Origin of the sequence: Sphingomonas sp. NCPPB 2930 (assembly GCF_042867205.1) — a bacterium.
Classification (GTDB): domain Bacteria; phylum Pseudomonadota; class Alphaproteobacteria; order Sphingomonadales; family Sphingomonadaceae; genus Sphingomonas.
In genome coordinates, this window is sequence record NZ_JBHZQU010000003.1 from 228,653 (window position 1) to 245,886 (window position 17,234).

The window sequence follows — 17,234 nt, forward strand, 5'->3', positions numbered from 1 at the left end:
CAACTAAAGTGATACCATGCCGACGCAGCGTAGCAGACTATGCCGCGTCGGAGCCGCGTCGGGCGGCCCGGCACCGGGGGGACGCGAAACCGCACGATGATGCTGGAATCCTATTGGTTGGATAGCGGCGAACGCTTTGCGCAGGATGGGGTGCCACCGCTCCCCGCCCGGGCGACGGTCGTGGTCGTCGGAGGCGGGTTCACCGGCCTTTCGGCCGCCCGCCAACTGGCGATGGCAGGGACGCAGGTGATCCTGATCGAGGCAGGGCGTATCGCGTGCGAAGCATCGGGCCGCAATGGCGGCCAGTGCAACAACGGCATTGCGGGCGATTTCGCCGCCCTCAACGCGCGCTTCGGGGCTCAGCGCGCCACCGACCTCTATCGCGCCTTCGATGCCGGGGTCGACCGGGTGGAGGCCATCGTGAACGAGGAAGCCATTACCTGCGACTTCACCCGCAACGGCAAACTGAAACTGGCCGACAAGCCCGACCATGCGGTCAAGCTCGCCCGCTCCGCCGAGTTGCTGGCGCAGACGGTGGAGCCGGACATCCGCCTGCTCGACCGCAACCAGCTGGCCGGGGAAATCCGCTCCGATGCCTTCCATGGCGGGCTGGTCTTCCCGCGCAGCGCCTCCCTCCATATGGGCCGCTTCGCCGCAGGGCTGGCGCGCGCCGCGGCCCGCCACGGTGCCAGGCTATATGAGAATACGCCGCTGACCGGGCTGTCGCGGGTGCCGGGCGGACGGCACAAGCTGGTCACGCCGCGCGGTACGATCATTGCGGATGACGTCCTGCTGGCGACGGGCGCATCGATGACCGGGCCGTTCCGCTGGCTGCGGCGGCGGATCGTGCCGATCGGCAGCTTCATCGTCGCAACCGATCCGCTCGGGGATCTGGCCGACACGATCATGCCGGGACGGCGCAACGGGACGACGACACGCAACATCGGCAATTATTTCCGCCTGACCGCCGACAACCGGCTGATCTTCGGCGGCCGCGCCCGCTTCGCGCTCTCGACCCCGCGCAACGACCTGCGCAGCGGAGCGATCCTCGCGGCGCGGATGCGCGAGATCTTTCCGGGATTGGCGGGGGTCCGCATCGCACATAATTGGGGCGGGATCGTCGACCTGACCGCCGACCGCCTGCCGCGCGCCGGAGTTCGCGACGGGGTGCATTATGCGATGGGCTATAGCGGCCATGGCACGCAGATTTCGGTGCTGATGGGCGAGGTGATGGCGCGGATCATGACCGGGGCCATCCCCGCCGAGGCCAATCCCTTCCACGGCATCGACTGGCCAGCCGTCCCGGGGCATTTCGGACCGCCCTGGTTCCTTCCGCTGGTCGGGGCCTATTACCGCTATCAGGACTGGCGGCATTGATCGGGCGGCGCGACGCAATTCGCCTGATCGGCGGCGGCGGCCTGTCGCTGGGCCTGGGCGCATGCGGCTTTACGCCCGCGCGTCCCGAACCAGCGGGCGGGCGGTTGCGGGTGGCGGTCGCGGTCAGTTCGACCGCCGACACGATGGACCCGGCGCGCCAGACGGTGGTCTCCGACTTCTGCCGCTGCGCGATGGTCTATGACGGGCTGACCCGGCTGGACGCACGGTCCCGTCCCCAATTTGCGCTGGCCGAGGCGATAGAGAGCCAGGATTCGCGCGACTGGTCGATCCGGTTGCGGCGTGGCGTGCGTTTTCACGACGGATCGCCACTCACCGCCGCGGACGTTGTCTACTCGCTGAACCGCCATCTCGACCCGGCGGTGGGGTCGAAGGCGCGAATCTTTGCCCAGCAATTCGCATCGGTCCGCGCCGATGGGCCGGATCATGTCCGCCTTGTCTTGGAAAGCGCCAATTCCGACCTGCCGACGATCCTGGGCATATCGCAATTCCAGATCGTCCGCGACGGTACCCGCGACTTCCGCCATCCGGTCGGCACCGGACCGATGCGCATGGTCGAGTTCGCACCCGGCGTGCGCTCGCTCGCGGTGCGCTGGCCCGACTATTGGCGGCGCAAGGTGCGGCTGGGCGAGATCGAACTCTTCTCCATTTCGGACGACAGCGCGCGGATCAATGCGCTGCTGTCGGGCGATGTCGACCTGATCCACGCGATCAATCCGCGTATCGCCCATCATCTGGAGCATGCGGGCTTCGACCTGCTGGTGACCAAGTCCGGCGGCTATACCAACCTGATCGCCCGGCTGGACCGGGGGCCGACCAGCCATCCGGATTTTGTGGCAGGCCTGAAGCTGCTGCTGGACCGCGAGACGATGCGCAACGCCATTTTCCGCGGCTATGCGACGATCGGCAACGACCAGCCGATCGCGCCGACCAATCCCTATTTCGACCCCAGCGTGCCGCAGCGCGCCTTCGACCCGGACCGCGCCCGCCATCATTTCGCGCGAGCCGGGATGATCGGCGCGCGCCTGCCCATCGTCACCTCGACGGCGGCGGACAAGTCGGACGACATGGCCGTGCTGATCCAGAATGCCGGGCGACGCGCAGGGGTTCGGTTCGATATCCGGCGCGTGCCTTCCGATGGTTACTGGACGAACAGCTGGATGAAGGTCCCGTTGGGCTTCGGCAACGTCAACGCCCGTCCGACGGCGGATATCATCTTCACCCAGTTCTTTGCCTCCGACGCGCCGTGGAACGAGAGCGGTTGGAAGAATACGCGTTTCGACAGCCTGCTTCGGGCCGCGCGCGGCGAGACGGACGAGGTACGCCGCAAGTCGCTCTATGGCGAGATGCAGCATCTGGTCCATGACCAGGCGGGTATCGGCATTCCGCTGTTCCTCAGCTCGCTCGATGCGCACAACCCGAGGGTGAAGGGCCTGCGACCCATGCCGCAGGGAGGATTGATGGGTTTCGACTTTGCCGCCGACGCATGGATGGAGGGCGCATGATCCACTCTCCCCTCATGGTGCTGATCGGCCGCCGGGTGGCTGCGGCGCTGGCGACGCTGATATTCGTGTCGCTGGCGGTGTTCGCCATCGCGCAGCTGATGGAGGGCGATGTGGCCGAGGCGATACTGGGCCAGAGCGCTACGCCCGAGGCACTGGCGGGCCTGCGCCAGGCTATGCATCTCGACCAGCCCGCCTGGCGACGATATCTGGAATGGGCGGGCGGCGTACTGACCGGCGACCTGGGCCATTCCCTGATCACCGGCCTGCCGATGCGTGAGATGATCGGGGCGCGATTGGTCAATTCGCTGACGCTGGCCGGGCTGACCGCACTGGTGTCGGTGCCGCTGGCCCTGGCGCTGGGCATCATGGCTGCGGTCAGGCGGGGTACCGCATTCGACCGGGCTATCAGCATCGCGACGATCGGCATCGTGTCCGTACCGGAATTCCTGATCGCGACGCTGGCGGTCATGCTCTTCGCGGTGACGCTGCGCTGGCTCCCCGCCCTGACCTCCACCCGCGACGTTCATTCGATCTGGGACCTGGTCCGGGTGTTCGCGCTGCCGGTATTCAGCCTTGCCTGTTTCGTCATGGCGCAGATGGTCCGCATGACCCGCGCGGCGGTGATCGACGCGCTCGACACGTCCTATTGCGAGGCGGCGCGGCTGAAGGGCTGCTCACCGGCCCGCGTGGTACTGCGCCATGCCTTGCCCAATGCCATCGGGCCGATCGCCAATGCGATCGCGCTCAGCCTGTCGACCTTGCTGGGGGGCGTCATCGTGGTCGAGATCATCTTCAACTATCCCGGCATCGCGCGACTGATGGTCGACGCGGTCGCCACCCGCGACCTGCCGCTGGTCCAGGCGGTCGCGATCATCTTCTGCACCGCCTATCTGATCCTGGTGACGACCGCCGATGTGGTCACGATCCTGGCCAATCCCCGGCTGCGTCACCGATGAGGAGGTTCACGACCAGCGGCCGGATCGGCCTGGCCCTCGTATCGGCATGGATCCTCGTCGCGCTGCTCGGCCCCGGCATCGCGCCCCATGGCGTGGGCGAGGTCGTGCATCTCGACGTGTTCGACGGGGTCAGCCGCCGCTTCCCACTGGGCACCGACTATCTGGGTCGCGATATGCTCAGCCGGGTGCTGTACGGCGCGCGCTATACCGTCCTCATCGCCTTTGTCGCGACCAGTATAGCAGCGATGTCGGGCATCCTGCTTGGCCTGGCCGCCGCGGCCGGCGGGTGGATCGACATGGCCCTGTCGCGAACCTTCGACATCATTATCGCCATCCCCAGCCTGATGCTGGCGCTGGTGGTGATCGCGGCGACCGGCGCTTCGATACCCGTGCTGATCGGCACGCTGGCGATCATCTATACCCCCGGTGCCTTCCGCACCGCCCGCGCGCTGGCGGTGGGCGTGATGGCGCTGGATTTCGTCGCCGCCGCCCGCGCCCGCGGCGAGCGTCTGCCCTATATCGTCGTGCGGGAGGTGCTGCCCAACGTCACCGGCCCCCTCGCCGCCGATTTTGGTCTGCGTTTCGTGTTCATCGTCCTGCTTCTCAGTGGCCTGTCCTTTCTGGGCCTCGGTGTCCAGCCACCCCAGGCGGACCTGGGCGCGCTGGTTCGCGAGAATATCGCCGGGCTGGGCTTCGGCGCGCCCGCCGTGCTGTTCCCGGCGGTGGCGATCGCTTCCCTTACGATAGGAATGAACCTGGTGATCGACTCCCTTCCCGGACGGCGGCGGCGATGACCGGCGTGCCGCTTGCCCGCATCGACCATCTGCGCATCACGGCCGTCGGCGAAGACGGACGCGAGATCGTGATCGTACCCGATGTCAGCCTGTCGATCACGAAGGGCGAGGTGCTGGCCCTGATCGGGGAGTCGGGGTCGGGCAAGACGACCATCGCCCTGTCGCTGCTCGGCTATGCGCGTCCCGGCTGCCGGATCGCGGGCGGCGTGATCGAGGTAGCCGGCCATCGGCTAGATGGCGCGACGCCCGAACAACTGCGTCAGGTCCGTGGCCGCACCGTCGCCTATGTGGCACAGAGCGCCGCCGCCGCATTCAACCCGTCGCTGACCATCATGGCGCAGGTGATCGAGCCTGCGCTGATCCACGGTACGCTCGACCGCGCCGCCGCCGAGGACAAGGCCAAGGCTCTGTTTCGCCGCCTCGCGCTCCCCGACCCCGATGGCGTCGGCGCACGCTATCCGCATCAGGTATCGGGCGGGCAGCTCCAGCGGCTGATGGCGGCGATGGCGCTGATCACCGACCCTGCCCTCGTCATCTTCGACGAACCGACCACCGCACTCGACGTCACGACCCAGATCGAGGTGCTGAAGGCGTTCAAGGACGCGGTGCGGGATCTGGGAACCACCGCCGTCTATGTCACCCACGACCTGTCGGTCGTCGCCCAGATCGCCGACCGCATCGCGGTACTGCGCGGCGGCGAGGTGCAGGAACTGGGAACGACCCGGCAGATCCTGTTCGCCCCGCGCCACAGCTATGCGCAGGCCCTGGTCGCGGCCGCCGCGCCCCGTGCCTGCGTCGTTCCGCCACCGACCGACGAGGCGCCGCTGCTCGATATGTGGGGGATCGTCGCGGGTTATGGGGGGACGGGGCCGGACGGCGCGCCTCGGACCAAAATCCTCGACGGGATCGATGTCTCGATCCGGCGTGGCCAGGTGCTGGGCGTCATCGGCGAATCCGGCTGTGGCAAGAGCACGCTCGCACGGGTGGCGGCAGGGCTGCACGCGCCCTCGGCGGGCCGCATCCTGCTGAACGGCCATCCTCTCGCACCGCTCGTCCGGCACCGGTCGCGCGACGAGCTTCGCCGGGTGCAGATGGTTTTCCAGAGCGCCGACACCGCGCTCAACCCATCGGTCAGCATCGGTGCTGCCATTGCCCGGCCGCTCGCCTTCTATCACGGGCTGGAGCGACGATCGGCCAAGGCGGAGGTGGCGCGACTGCTCGACCTTGTCCGCCTGCCCGCATCGCTCGCCGACCGGTTGCCCGGCGAACTGTCCGGTGGACAGAAGCAGCGGGCCAATCTCGCCCGCGCGCTGGCGGCACGCCCCGACCTGCTGCTGTGCGACGAAGTGACCTCGGCGCTCGACCCGGTCATCGCGGAGGCCGTGCTCGACCTGCTGGTCGAGCTGCGCCGCGAACTCGGGCTCGCCTATATGTTCATCACCCACGATCTCGAGATCGTGCGGGCGATCGCCGATGACGTGCTGGTCCTCTATGCCGGTCGTGTCGCCGAGCAGGTGACGCGCGATGGCCTGGGTCACGGGGCCCACCATCCCTATACGCGGTTGCTGACCGCTTCGGTCCCCGAATTGCGGCCGGGCTGGCTGGAGGAGACACCGGCCCGACAAGCCGGGGCGGCGGGTGCGCGGATGTCGGCAACCGGATGCAGCTTCCACCCGCGCTGCATCCGCGCGAACACGTCCTGCGTCGATACGATGCCGCCGCGCCTGCTGGAGGGGGATCGGCAGATATTCTGCCACCAGTCGCTTGACCTTCTCGCGACGCCCTGAGCGGGCAAGCGGGGCGATACCGTCTTCGGCATCGCCCCGGAAAGCGATCAGGTGACCATCGGCCGCCAGATTGCATAGACCTTTTTTACATGCTCCCGGCTGTCCCACAGACATTGCGCAGCATGTTCCGCCAGGAAGATGTCGCCCTTGGTGAAGGTGCGGCTGGCCCCCGTCTCGTCCTCGAACGTCACGCTCCCTTCAAGCAGGTGCATCAGCTCGTGATGGCGATAGCGCATCGCGATGCGGTGATAGGGCGTCGAGTCCCAGGTGCCGCAGATGAATACGCCATCGCTCGACCGATAATCGGTATGGTTGCGGCACGACGGCGTCGGCCCGACCAGCAGCTCGGCGAGCGGCGGATTGGAAGGCCTCAGCTCGGCGCTCTCGTCGATCGGCACGATCCGGTCGACGGCGGGCGTGTCGGTCGCATAGCGCATCGCAAGCGCGCGCGTGCCGGGCGCCGCTTCCCAGTCAAAGGCCACGCCGCTGGGAATCACCGCACAGCCATCCGCCTCCAGCACCACCGGCCCCAACCGTATCGAACCCGCCAGCACGATGACGAACTCGTCGCCGGGGAGGCCCGCCTCCGACCCCGCCCCGCCATCGAGCGCGAGCAGGTCGAGCTGGCACGGCCCCTCGACCAGCGGCAACGCGGTGCGTGCGGTGCGATAGTCCCCCGTGGCGGGCGCTTCGGCCGACGCGGCAAAGGCGCGCAGATCTATGAACGACCGCACATCGGTCGCCACGCTCACAGTCCCACCAGACCCGGCAGGCCCGCGATGCTCGGAATCTCGTGCACCTGATAATAGCTGTTCAGCGGTTCGTGCCCGCGATTGACGAAGGCCTTGTTCCTGATACCCATGTCATAGGCGGTCATCAGGTCGTACCGGAAGCTGGACGAGACGTGCAGCACATCCTCCGGCCCGCAACCCAGCTGATCGAACATATACTCGAACGCCTGCATCCGGGGTTTGTAGGCCTGGGCCTCCTCGGCGGTATAGACCGCGTGGAACGGCGCCTCGAGGTTGCGGACGTTCTGCGGGATCAGATCGACCATCGAGTTGGACAGGATGACCAGCGGATATTCCGCCGCGACGCGCTTCAGCGGCTCGACCACGTCCGGGTGCGGCCCCCAGGTCGGGACGGCGGCATAGACGTCGGCCGTGTCGCTATCGCGATATTCGATGCCCCACTTCGCGCAGGTGCGGCGCAGCGATCCTTCCACGACGTCGCGATAGGGCTTCCACGCACCCAGCACCTCGTCGAGGCGATAGGCGGAAAAGTCGTCGCAGAACCGGCCCATATCAGCCGCCGCGATCCGATCAGCGTAGAGGCGCCGCGCGATCGGAGCCATCTCGAAATAGATCAGCGTGCCATAACAATCGAAGGTGATATATTTTGGACGAAGCATGGTCGGCCCCCTTTGCTGATGTGAATTGCCGAACACGGTGATAGCGGCCGGCGTTCGGCAGAATCGCTCGTTGCAGCCGCGCCGATGCGGCACGACAAGCAACCTTGATAACGTCACAGCATAATATGCTGCGCATTTCCGGTGGCGGATAGCCTGCTGGCGCGCATGCCACGGGGTAAATCGCTGCTCGTGGCGGCCGGACACTGCGGGAATGCCGTTTGCCCCCCGATTTTCGGAAGCGTCTGCCGACCGGTCTCCGCTACACTCCGGTCAGACCTTATCGCGTCGGGAGCGCCTGCGCTCAGGGGAATGCGGTAGGGCCGGGACGGGTGGGACATGACGAACGACAGAGCGGGACAATTCTATGTCGATGGCGCGTGGTGTGAGCCGGCGATGCCCGCACCCGCAATTCCCGTCACCGACCCGGCGACCGAGAGCCTGATCGGCACCATCGCAGCAGGGTCTGCCGCCGATGTCGACCGGGCGGTCGCCGCCGCCGCCCGCGCCTTTCCTGCTTTTGCGGGCAGTCCGGTCGCGGAACGCGTCGCGCTGCTCGGCCGGATCGCCGCTCTGCTGGAGGAGCGCGCCGAGGCCTTTGCCCAGGCGATCTCGACCGAGATGGGGGCCGCCATCGGATTTGCCCGCGCGTCGCATGTGCCCTTCGCCATCGCGCATGTCCGCGCTCAGATGGAGGTACTGGCGGACTATCGCTTCGAGCGGCCGGAAGCGGGATTCACTTTGTGCAAGGAAGCGATCGGCGTCTGCGCGCTCATCACGCCGTGGAACTGGCCGCTCTACCAGATCACGGCCAAGGTCGCGCCCGCTATCGCCGCCGGATGTACGGTCGTCCTGAAGCCCAGCGAATTATCACCCTATAGCGCGCTGTTGTTTGCAGACGTGATGCACGATGCGGGTACGCCCGCGGGTGTTTTCAATCTGATCGGCGGGACCGGTGAGGCCGTCGGCGCGGCACTGGCGGCGCATCCCGACGTTGCGATGATCTCGATCACCGGCTCGACCCGCGCGGGGGTGCTGGTCGCACAGGCTGCGGCGGTAAGCGTGAAGCGCGTCGTGCAAGAATTGGGTGGCAAGTCACCCAATATCCTGCTGCCCGATGCCGACTTCGCGCAGGCCGTTCCGCGTGGCGTGATGGCCGGAATGCGCAATGTCGGCCAGTCATGCAGCGCGCCGACCAGGATGTTGGTCCCCGCCGCGCGGCTGGCCGAGGTCGAGCTTCTGGCGGCGAGTGCGGCCGCCGAATGGCGCGTAGGCCCGCCCGATGACACGGCGACGACCATGGGCCCCATCGCCAATGCCGCGCAATACGCCCGCGTGCTGGACATGATCGCGGCCGGCCAGGCGGACGGCGCGCGGTTGATCGCGGGTGGCCCCGGCCGCCCCGCCGGGCTCGACCGGGGTTTCTACGTGCAGCCGACGATCTTTTCGGGCGTCACCCGCGACATGCGCATCGCCCGTGAGGAGATTTTCGGACCGGTGCTGTGCATCATGCCTTACGAAAGTGAGGATGAGGCGGTGGCGATCGCCAACGACACGGTCTACGGCTTGGGAGCGCATGTCCAGTCGACCGACCCGGTCCGCGCCAGGGCCATCGCTCGGCGCATCCGATCCGGACAGGTCCATATCAACTACCCCGCCTGGACCGCGCATGCGCCCTTTGGCGGCTACAAACAGTCGGGCAACGGCCGCGAATATGGGCTGCATGGCTTCGAGGAATATCTCGAAACCAAGGCGATCCTGGCCTGAGCGCGCCATGGAAACCAAGATGATCCTAGCCGACGCACCCACACCGGTTCCGCCACCGATCACCGAGACGCTGGCCACTGTGCAGATGCCGTGCCCGTTTCCGAACTTCATCACGGCCATTTGGTCGAAATCGACGCCGTCGCGCTGCTGAGGCGCGACCGAGTTTTCCCTTCTCCTGTGGAGAGCATCACCATGGCAAGCATCACGACAGCGGGCCTTGCACCCGATGGGACCGTGTCCCGGCCCCAGTCTTTCAACAGCGTAGCGCGGACGGGCGCGCGGTTGGTCGGCATCGACGCGCTGCGCGGCTTCGTCATGGTGCTGATGCTGCTCGACCATGTCCGCGAGGCGTTCCTGCTATGGGTGCCGATCGGCGACCCGGTCGACGCGCTGACCGTCGCGCCTGCATCCTTCTTCAGCCGAATGACCAGCACCCTGTGCGCGCCGATCTTCGTCGCGCTGACCGGACTGGGTGCCTATCTCTATGGCCGGAAGCACAGCCGTGCAGAGACGAGCGCATTCCTGTTCAAGCGCGGTGCGTTGCTCGTCCTGCTCGAACTGACCGTCGTCAATTTCGTTTGGCGTGCCGAATTTCCACCGACGATCGTCTATCTTCAGGTCATCTGGGCGATCGGGTTGAGCATGATCGTGCTCTCGCTGCTGATCCGCCTGCCGCACGCCGCCATCGTCGCGACCGGAGTGGCCATCGTCGCCGGGCATAATCTGCTGAGCCCGATCACCGTGCCCGAGGAGAGCATGTTCCACACCGTCTGGGCGTTTCTGCACGATCGCGGGACGGTGAGCTTCGGCGGCCTCCCGGTTCGGTTCAGCTATCCGCTGCTGCCGTGGATCGGCGTGATCTGCCTGGGCTGGGGGATCGGGCCGTGGTTCGTCGGTGTCGACGCCATGGCACGGCAGCGGCGGCTGGCGCAGACCGGTGCGCTGATGCTGGTCGGATTCGTCGCGTTGCGGGCGCTCAACATCTATGGCGACGCCCCCTGGTTCGTGGTGCCCGGTTCGCCGATCCGCACCGTCATGAGCTTCCTGGCGCTGACCAAATATCCGCCCTCGCTGCTTTACGTGATGGCGACGCTGGGCGTCGGGTCGCTTCTGCTGGCGCTGTTCGACCGGGTGGACGACACGCGGGTGATCGGCTGGCTGGCGGTGTTCGGCGGTGCGCCCATGTTCTTCTATCTCCTCCACCTGTATGTCCTGCGCATGATGTACCTGGGCGCGGTCGCGATCTGGGGCACCAATCACGAAACGGTCTTCGGCTTTCCGTCTATCCCGTGGATCTGGCTGATGTGGATCGCGATGATCGTGCCGCTCTACTTCCCGACGCGCTGGTTCTCGAACCTGAAGAAGCGCCGCAAGGACCTTGGTTGGCTCAAATATTTTTAAGCCAGCCCCCCTTCCCCGGACCCGTTGGAGCCCCGGAATGCCCGCACCCTTGACCCTTGTAGATCCAAGCCCCGCCCTGCCCGACATGGCCGATGTCGTCGTGATCGGCGGCGGTATCGTCGGCTGCTTCACCGCCTATTATCTGGCAAAGCGCGGATTGAAGGTCGCGCTGGTCGAAAAGGGCCGCGTCGGTGGCGAGCAATCCAGTCGCAACTGGGGCTGGTGCCGCCAGCAGAACCGCGATGCGCGCGAACTGCCCATGGCAACCAAGTCGCTCGACCTCTGGGAACAATTCGCTGCCGACACCGGCGAGGCCACCGGGTTCAGCCGTTGTGGGCTGCTCTATCTCAGCGACAATGAAGCCGAAATCGAGGGCTGGGCACGCTGGCGCGATTTCGCCCGGACGGCGGGAGTCACCACCCACATGCTCTCGTCGGCCGAGGCCAGCGAGCGCGGGCGGTTCAGCAACAAGCCGTGGAAGGGTGGCGTCTTCTCCCCGACCGATGGCACCGCCGATCCGTCGCAGGCCGCGCCCGCCGCCGCCCGCGCGCTGATGGCGCTGGGTGGAACGGTGCATCAGAATTGCGCGGTGCGTGGGCTGGAAACCGAAGGCGGGCGCCTTTCCGCCGTGGTCACCGAACGGGGTACGATCCGCACCCGCATCGCGGTGCTGTCGGCGGGCGCCTGGGCTTCGTCCTTCTGCAATCAATATGGTATCCGCTTTCCACAGGCCACGATCCGCCAGACGGTCATGGCGGTCGGGCCGGGCGAAGACATCTTCCCGGCCGCAATGCACAGCGAGTATATCTCCATGACCCGGCGCGGCGATGGCGGCTATACGCTGTCGATCAGTGGCAGCGGCAAGGTCGATCCCACCCCGCAATTCCTGCGCTTTTCGACCCAGTTCCTGCCGATGTTCCTGCGTCGCTGGCGCAAGCTGTCGCCCGGCGGGTTGGAGGGCGTACGGTCGGGCCATGAGCGGCTCGTGCGCTGGCGGCTCGACCGGCCGACACCGATGGAGGCGATGCGGATTCTGGATCCCAAGCCCGACCGCGCGGCCGTCGCGCGCACCCATGCCCGCGCGCTCGCGCTGATGCCGCGCCTGTCGGAACGCGTCGTGACCGGGGCCTGGGCGGGCTATGTCGACAGCACCCCAGACGGCGTGCCCGGCATCGGCGAAGTAGACGAACTGCCCGGCCTGATCCTGGCGGCGGGCTTTAGCGGGCATGGCTTCGGCATCGGGCCTGGGGCTGGCCATCTGATCGCCGATATCGTCAGCGGCGCGGCACCCATCGTCGACCCCAAACCCTATCATCCGAACCGCTTTCGCGACTCCGCCTGGGGCAAGGTCGCGGAATTCTAGGGCCGAACGGCATTCAGCGACGCCTTTCGTCCCTCGCCCCTCGCAGAGGGGAGAGGGTTGCGCAGACTTGGCCTTTGCGAGAGCAAAGGCTTAGTCGGAGCTGGGTGAGGGGTGGGCGCTCGCTTGGCGAGCGCGCGAGCCTTTGGGCTCGCTCAACCCCTCACCCAAGCTGCGCTAGCCAGCAGGCTGGCAAGCTTCGCTAACCCTCTCCCCTGTCCAGGGGAGAGGGAAGAAGAAGCAATGCTGAATGTCGATCCGCCCTAGCTCCCCCCGAGAACCCGAACCTCGGATACTCGAACCGAACCACCGCTTGCGTTGAGGTTCAAGCTGGTCGCATTCCTTGGCGCATTGATGAGGTCGGAAAGGACGCTGTCACCATCGTTGATGAACACCTCGATCGAACCGGCATCGAGGAAGATGCTGACCGTCACCTTTCCGCCAGCGGCTTCGCACCGTACGCTGCGAGTCTCGCGCCATGCACCATGGTCGGGCGGGTAAGGACCACTGGTGTCCCGTTTCACAAATACATGGCTTTTGTTCAGTTCGAAGCCGATCTGAGTGAAGTAACCTTGGCCGCCGCGCACCGACAACCATACCCCGCCCGGCCATTCGGCACCGACGCGCGTGAGCGTCAAGTCGATCCGCCCGGCGATCATTCCGGCATCGGCGGGCCAGACATAGTCGCGTCCCTCGGCGATGGTCTGATCCGTCCCGAGCATCACGCTCTGGAACGCATTATTCTGGGCCGCGATCGGCGTCATGCGTAGGCTGGGCGTGCCGTCGGAGTTTCGCTGCAGGCGGATCTGGCGGACGATGCTCAACTGTCCGCGATAGCCGGCGGGGGCGGGCAGTTGATTGGCATAGGCCCAATTGTTCATCCAGCCCATCGTCCATGCCGCGGCTAGCGGATCGGCCGCTCGCGGGTCCTGCCACACCATGGCGGCATAATAATCGGCCCCGCCGTCGAGCCAATGGCCGGTCGCGCTGTCGGCGGTGAAGCCGGTCCCGTCAAAGCTGCCCACCCAATAATAGCTGCCGCCGGTAAAGCCGCTGCCCGTCCCGTCGCCGCCGACCAGCAACACCCATTTGTCGACGCCCGTGGCCCCGTTCGCGTCGTAGAGGTGCAGCGGGAAGAGGTGCGAACATTCCATCACCCCGCCGACCAAGGTGGAGACAAAGCCGCTGGCATAGCTCCACTGTTTCAGGTCCGGAGAGGTGTAGAACCCGATCTTGCCCTCTTCCGACAAGGTCATCACCCAACGCGACGTGGGTGCGTGCCAGAACACGGTCGGGTCGCGGAACGGCTTGTTGCCCGGAAAATTGGGATGGGCGATCGCGTGGAAGGCGAAGCTCGCCCCGCCGTCGCGCGAATACCACAGCGCGGTCGACTGGTTCTGTCCGGCGGCATTGTCGGCGGGCATGGTCGCCAGCGCGATCAGCGTACCCGCCCCGAAGCCGGCGGTGTTGTCGGTGTCGATCACCGCGCTGCCGCTCCACACATCGCCGAACGCCGTCGTCCGACGTGGGATCGAGACACCGCGATCGGTCCATGTGACGAGATCGGTCGAGGTCCAGCGGCGCCATTCGGTGCCGCCATTCGGCCATGTGGGATTGTAGAGCGCCCACATCGTCCAGCCGTCGCCGATCCGCACCGGGCGCTGCGGATCGTTGATCCAGCCGCCATCGGGCGCGGCGATATGATAATGCGGACGGCCGCCGACCGCCGCCGGAGCGGGGCTTTGGGTCGGGCTGGGCGTCGGCGTCGGGGCCGGAGCGAGTCCGGCGGCCAAGGCGCTGCCCCCTCCCCCGTCGCCCGATCCGCCACAGGCGGACAGCATGGGCAGGGTCGTGATGAAGCCGAGCGTCTGACGACGCGAAAATATCGATGCCATCTGCTTCCTCTCCGCGTGCGACGAGCCGCCGCACGTCCTCCTCCGCGCATCGCTTCTTCGAGCGATCGCGCGATATTCGCAGCGGGACGGTCCGGCGAACGCGGCGATGCACGTCCGCCGCCCGGATTACATCTTGAAGCGGACGCCCAGGCTGAAATAGCGCCCCTCCACCCGCAAATCGCGGCCAAAGAACTGCGTTTCGTTGTAGAAGCGATAGTTCTTGAACGGCTGCGCCAGAATATTGCTGACGTTCGCGACCAAGGAGATATTGCGGAACGCGTCGTAGCTGGCCGAAAAATCGAGCCGGGAGACCGGCCGCACCAGCTCGCCGGCATATTGGTCTTCGTTGATATTGCGATTGTAGCTGGTGACGTAGCGCGATCGCCAGTTATAGGACAGCCGCGCGGAGATGCCGCTCTTCTCGTAAAAGGCCGTCAAGTTGTACGCCCATTTCGACAGGCCGGTAATCTCCACCTGTCGGTCGCCCTCGCCCAGCACGCGGGGCAACTGATTGGTGCCATCGAGATAGGTGACATTGCCCTGGACGCCGAAGCCCGACAGCGCACCGGGCAGGAAGTCGAAAAAGGTCTGGAGCGACGCCTCGATCCCCTTGATCCGCCCGTCGCCGGCATTTTCCGGTCGGTTAAGCTGGACGCGGCCATAGATGGGATCGTTCACGACCTGGGTATAATAGCCGATGAAGCCGTTCAGGTCGCGATAGAAGGCGGCGACCGACGCCGATCCGTTCTTCGAGAAATACCATTCGAGCGACGCATCGTAATTCTTCGACGTCAGCGGTCGCAGATCGGGATTGCCGCCCGAACCGCTCGCGTCGAACACCGGCGGCGTGCCGTCGGGACCGGGGCTGTTGCGGGTGATGTTGATCGAGGGATTGAGCTGGCCGAAGCCCGGCCGGGTCCGCGTCTGGGTATAGCCCAGCCGTATCTGCCATTCGTTCGAGAAGCGGATCCGCGCGATCGCGGAAGGCAGCACATCGACATAATTCTGGCGCGTGACGCTGGGGACGATACCGACCGTGCCGTCGGCGGCCTGCACCCGGCTGAACCCGCGATAGGTGCCGTCGGTGTTGACGATGCGCGCGCCGACCGTGCCGTCGATCCGCACCCCGCCCAGGTCGATGTCGTATTTCGCCTGGCCATAGCTGGCATAGCTCGCCTCGCTGGCGGTGAAGCCGCCCAGCGGATCGAACGGAATCTCGGCGGTCGCGAACTTGGTCACCGCTTCGCGAATGCCATTGTCCGAGGGGAATAATAGGGTCGCGCGCTGGACCGATTGCAGCGCCAGCAGGCGCAGGGCCTCGCCATTGTCGCGGATCGCATCGCGACTGGGGGCAAGCCAGTTCTTGAAGCGTTGCGGGTCGTCGCGAAACCCGTCGGTGATCAGTCCGAGCGCCCCCGTCGGCAGGCTGTCGAGCGGGATGTTCAGCCCGGCGGTATAGGCATAGCGATTGTTGTTCTGCGAATAGGCGTTGCGATCGCTGGCGCGGAAGCCGAATTGCAGCCGCGGCAGCCAGCCCCAGTCCGTTTCGAGATCCAGGTCGATGCGACCCTGGACGCCATCGCCCTTGGTCACCAGGTCGCGCTGGTAATAGCCGCGCCAACGGCTATTGGCCGGATTGTCGATGGCATAGCCGCCCAGATCGAACACCGCCGATCCGCGCACGTCCCAATCGACGTTGATGGTGGGCGCACTGGCGAGCTGGGCGTCGAGGCTATATTCTGACGCCTGATATTTGCTGTTGGTATAGGCGAAGTCGCCCGACAGCGTCGCGCGGCCGGTGGTCCATTTGAAACCCGCCGCCGCCTGCCACGTATCGGTTCGGTCATTCTGGGTCGAACGATAGAATTCGGGGACATAGCCGCCGGTCTTGGTGAAGCTGGCCGCCTTGTCCGGCTCGCCCGGCACCAGCACGACATTGCTGAGCGTCGGGGCGACGCCGTTCGCATCGCGGCGTTCAAAATTGACGTTGAACGCATCGCGCAGCACCTCGCCGCGATAGGCCTGCCACAGCCCTTCGGCGAAGACTTCGAGATCGGGGGTCGGGCGCCACTGGATCGTGCCGTTGACCGCCGGGCGGTGGCGCACGCCCTTTTCGTAGAAGTTGCCCGCATTGGCAGGAAAGCGGAAATCCATGCCCACGCCCGGCGTGGTCACGGTCAGATCGTCGGCGGCGTCGTCCACCCCGAAGCCGCGCGGCGAGATGATCGCGGAATCGGCATAGCGATCGGCGTTGCGATAGGTGGTGCGGACATAGCTGACGTTGATCAGCGCGCCGACCTCCCCGATCGGCGTATCCCAGCGCTTGGTCAGCAGCAGATTGCCCGCCGGGTCGAACGCCCGCGCCTGGTCATTATAGGAAGCGCGCAATTCGCCCGCGATCTCGGTATCCTTGACGTCGAACGGACGGCGGGATCGCAGATTGACCAGCCCGGCAAGCCCCGGCTCAATGAGGTCGGACGTCCCCGATTTATAGACCTCGATCCCCGCCGCGACGCCCGCCGGAAAATCCTGAAGGTGCAGCACCCGGTCCTCAGCCGAGAAGAATTCGCGGCCGTTGAAGGTGGTCGCGACATCGGGCAGGCCGCGCACCAGGATCACCCCGGCTTCGTCATTATAGCGCTGGACGGTGACGCCGGTGACGCGCGCAATCGCTTCGGCGGCATTGTTGTCGGGCAGCTTGCCGATGTCGTTCGACACGATCGCATCGACGATCGATGCGGAGTTGCGCTTGATCTCCTGCGCCGATCCCAGTGCGGCGCGATAGCCGGTGACGACGATATCGGCGCTGGCATCGTTTTCGGGCGCGGCATCGGCCTGCGCCTCAGTGCTCCTGTCCTGCGCGACGGCGGGACTGGCAGCAAGCGGCACCAGCGCACTGGATGTCAGCAGGGCGAGCAAGGTCTTCGGCATAAATCCTCCCAGATTTCCGTTATGTTTTTTTTGAT

General features: G+C 66.2%; 12 protein-coding genes. 8 read left to right on the forward strand and 4 right to left on the reverse strand.

Annotation, left to right across the window (positions count from 1 at the left end; all coding sequences use genetic code 11):
* The first annotated feature begins 96 nt into the window (after positions 1-96).
* From ACFX59_RS06085 to ACFX59_RS06105, 5 genes are read left to right on the forward strand one after another with little or no spacing between them, the layout of a single operon-like run.
* The gene (locus ACFX59_RS06085) at positions 97-1,377 is read left to right on the forward strand and encodes an NAD(P)/FAD-dependent oxidoreductase (RefSeq protein WP_387430610.1); all 1,281 of its coding nucleotides are present in this window, start codon (positions 97-99) and stop codon (positions 1,375-1,377) included.
* A complete protein-coding gene (locus ACFX59_RS06090; RefSeq protein ID WP_387430612.1) occupies positions 1,374-2,900 on the forward strand; it encodes an ABC transporter substrate-binding protein in 1,527 nt (508 codons plus the stop codon). The genes ACFX59_RS06085 and ACFX59_RS06090 overlap by 4 nt, the downstream gene beginning before the upstream one ends.
* The gene (locus ACFX59_RS06095) at positions 2,897-3,856 is read left to right on the forward strand and encodes an ABC transporter permease (RefSeq protein WP_387430614.1); all 960 of its coding nucleotides are present in this window, start codon (positions 2,897-2,899) and stop codon (positions 3,854-3,856) included. Before ACFX59_RS06090 ends, ACFX59_RS06095 begins: the two co-directional genes overlap by 4 nt.
* Positions 3,853-4,650 (forward strand): ABC transporter permease, encoded by a 798-nt coding sequence (locus tag ACFX59_RS06100; RefSeq protein ID WP_387430616.1) that lies wholly within the window; start codon positions 3,853-3,855, stop codon positions 4,648-4,650. Before ACFX59_RS06095 ends, ACFX59_RS06100 begins: the two co-directional genes overlap by 4 nt.
* A complete protein-coding gene (locus ACFX59_RS06105; RefSeq protein WP_387430618.1) occupies positions 4,647-6,437 on the forward strand; it encodes an ABC transporter ATP-binding protein in 1,791 nt (596 codons plus the stop codon). The genes ACFX59_RS06100 and ACFX59_RS06105 overlap by 4 nt, the downstream gene beginning before the upstream one ends.
* Positions 6,438-6,484: 47 nt before the next feature.
* Here the strand turns inward: ACFX59_RS06105 and ACFX59_RS06110 are convergent, their stop codons facing one another.
* Together ACFX59_RS06110 and ACFX59_RS06115 are read right to left on the reverse strand one after the other, a co-directional pair.
* Positions 6,485-7,183 carry a cupin domain-containing protein gene (locus ACFX59_RS06110; RefSeq protein ID WP_387430620.1) on the reverse strand — a complete coding sequence of 233 codons (699 nt, stop codon included), beginning with the start codon at positions 7,181-7,183 and terminating at the stop codon, positions 6,485-6,487.
* 2 nt (positions 7,184-7,185) lie between these two features.
* A complete protein-coding gene (locus ACFX59_RS06115) occupies positions 7,186-7,848 on the reverse strand; it encodes a haloacid dehalogenase type II (protein WP_387430622.1) in 663 nt (220 codons plus the stop codon).
* Between the two features lie 336 nt (positions 7,849-8,184).
* Between ACFX59_RS06115 and ACFX59_RS06120 the strand changes: the two genes are divergently transcribed.
* The 3 genes from ACFX59_RS06120 to ACFX59_RS06130 all read left to right on the forward strand — a co-directional run bounded on the left by ACFX59_RS06120 (position 8,185) and on the right by ACFX59_RS06130 (position 12,376).
* Entirely contained in the window at positions 8,185-9,612 is a 1,428-nt protein-coding gene (locus ACFX59_RS06120; RefSeq protein ID WP_387430623.1) for an aldehyde dehydrogenase family protein, read from the forward strand.
* Between the two features lie 192 nt (positions 9,613-9,804).
* Positions 9,805-11,013: a DUF1624 domain-containing protein gene (locus ACFX59_RS06125; RefSeq protein WP_387430625.1), complete on the forward strand. Its 1,209-nt coding sequence runs from the start codon at positions 9,805-9,807 to the stop codon at positions 11,011-11,013.
* A 49-nt stretch (positions 11,014-11,062) separates the two neighbouring features.
* The gene (locus ACFX59_RS06130; RefSeq protein WP_387430627.1) at positions 11,063-12,376 is read left to right on the forward strand and encodes an NAD(P)/FAD-dependent oxidoreductase; all 1,314 of its coding nucleotides are present in this window, start codon (positions 11,063-11,065) and stop codon (positions 12,374-12,376) included.
* 260 nt (positions 12,377-12,636) lie between these two features.
* Here the strand turns inward: ACFX59_RS06130 and ACFX59_RS06135 are convergent, their stop codons facing one another.
* Positions 12,637-14,268 carry a GH32 C-terminal domain-containing protein gene (locus ACFX59_RS06135; RefSeq protein ID WP_387430629.1) on the reverse strand — a complete coding sequence of 544 codons (1,632 nt, stop codon included), beginning with the start codon at positions 14,266-14,268 and terminating at the stop codon, positions 12,637-12,639.
* A gap of 126 nt (positions 14,269-14,394) precedes the next feature.
* Positions 14,395-17,199, reverse strand: a complete 2,805-nt coding sequence (locus tag ACFX59_RS06140; protein ID WP_387430631.1) for a TonB-dependent receptor — start codon at positions 17,197-17,199, stop codon at positions 14,395-14,397.
* Between the last annotated feature and the right edge of the window lie 35 nt (positions 17,200-17,234).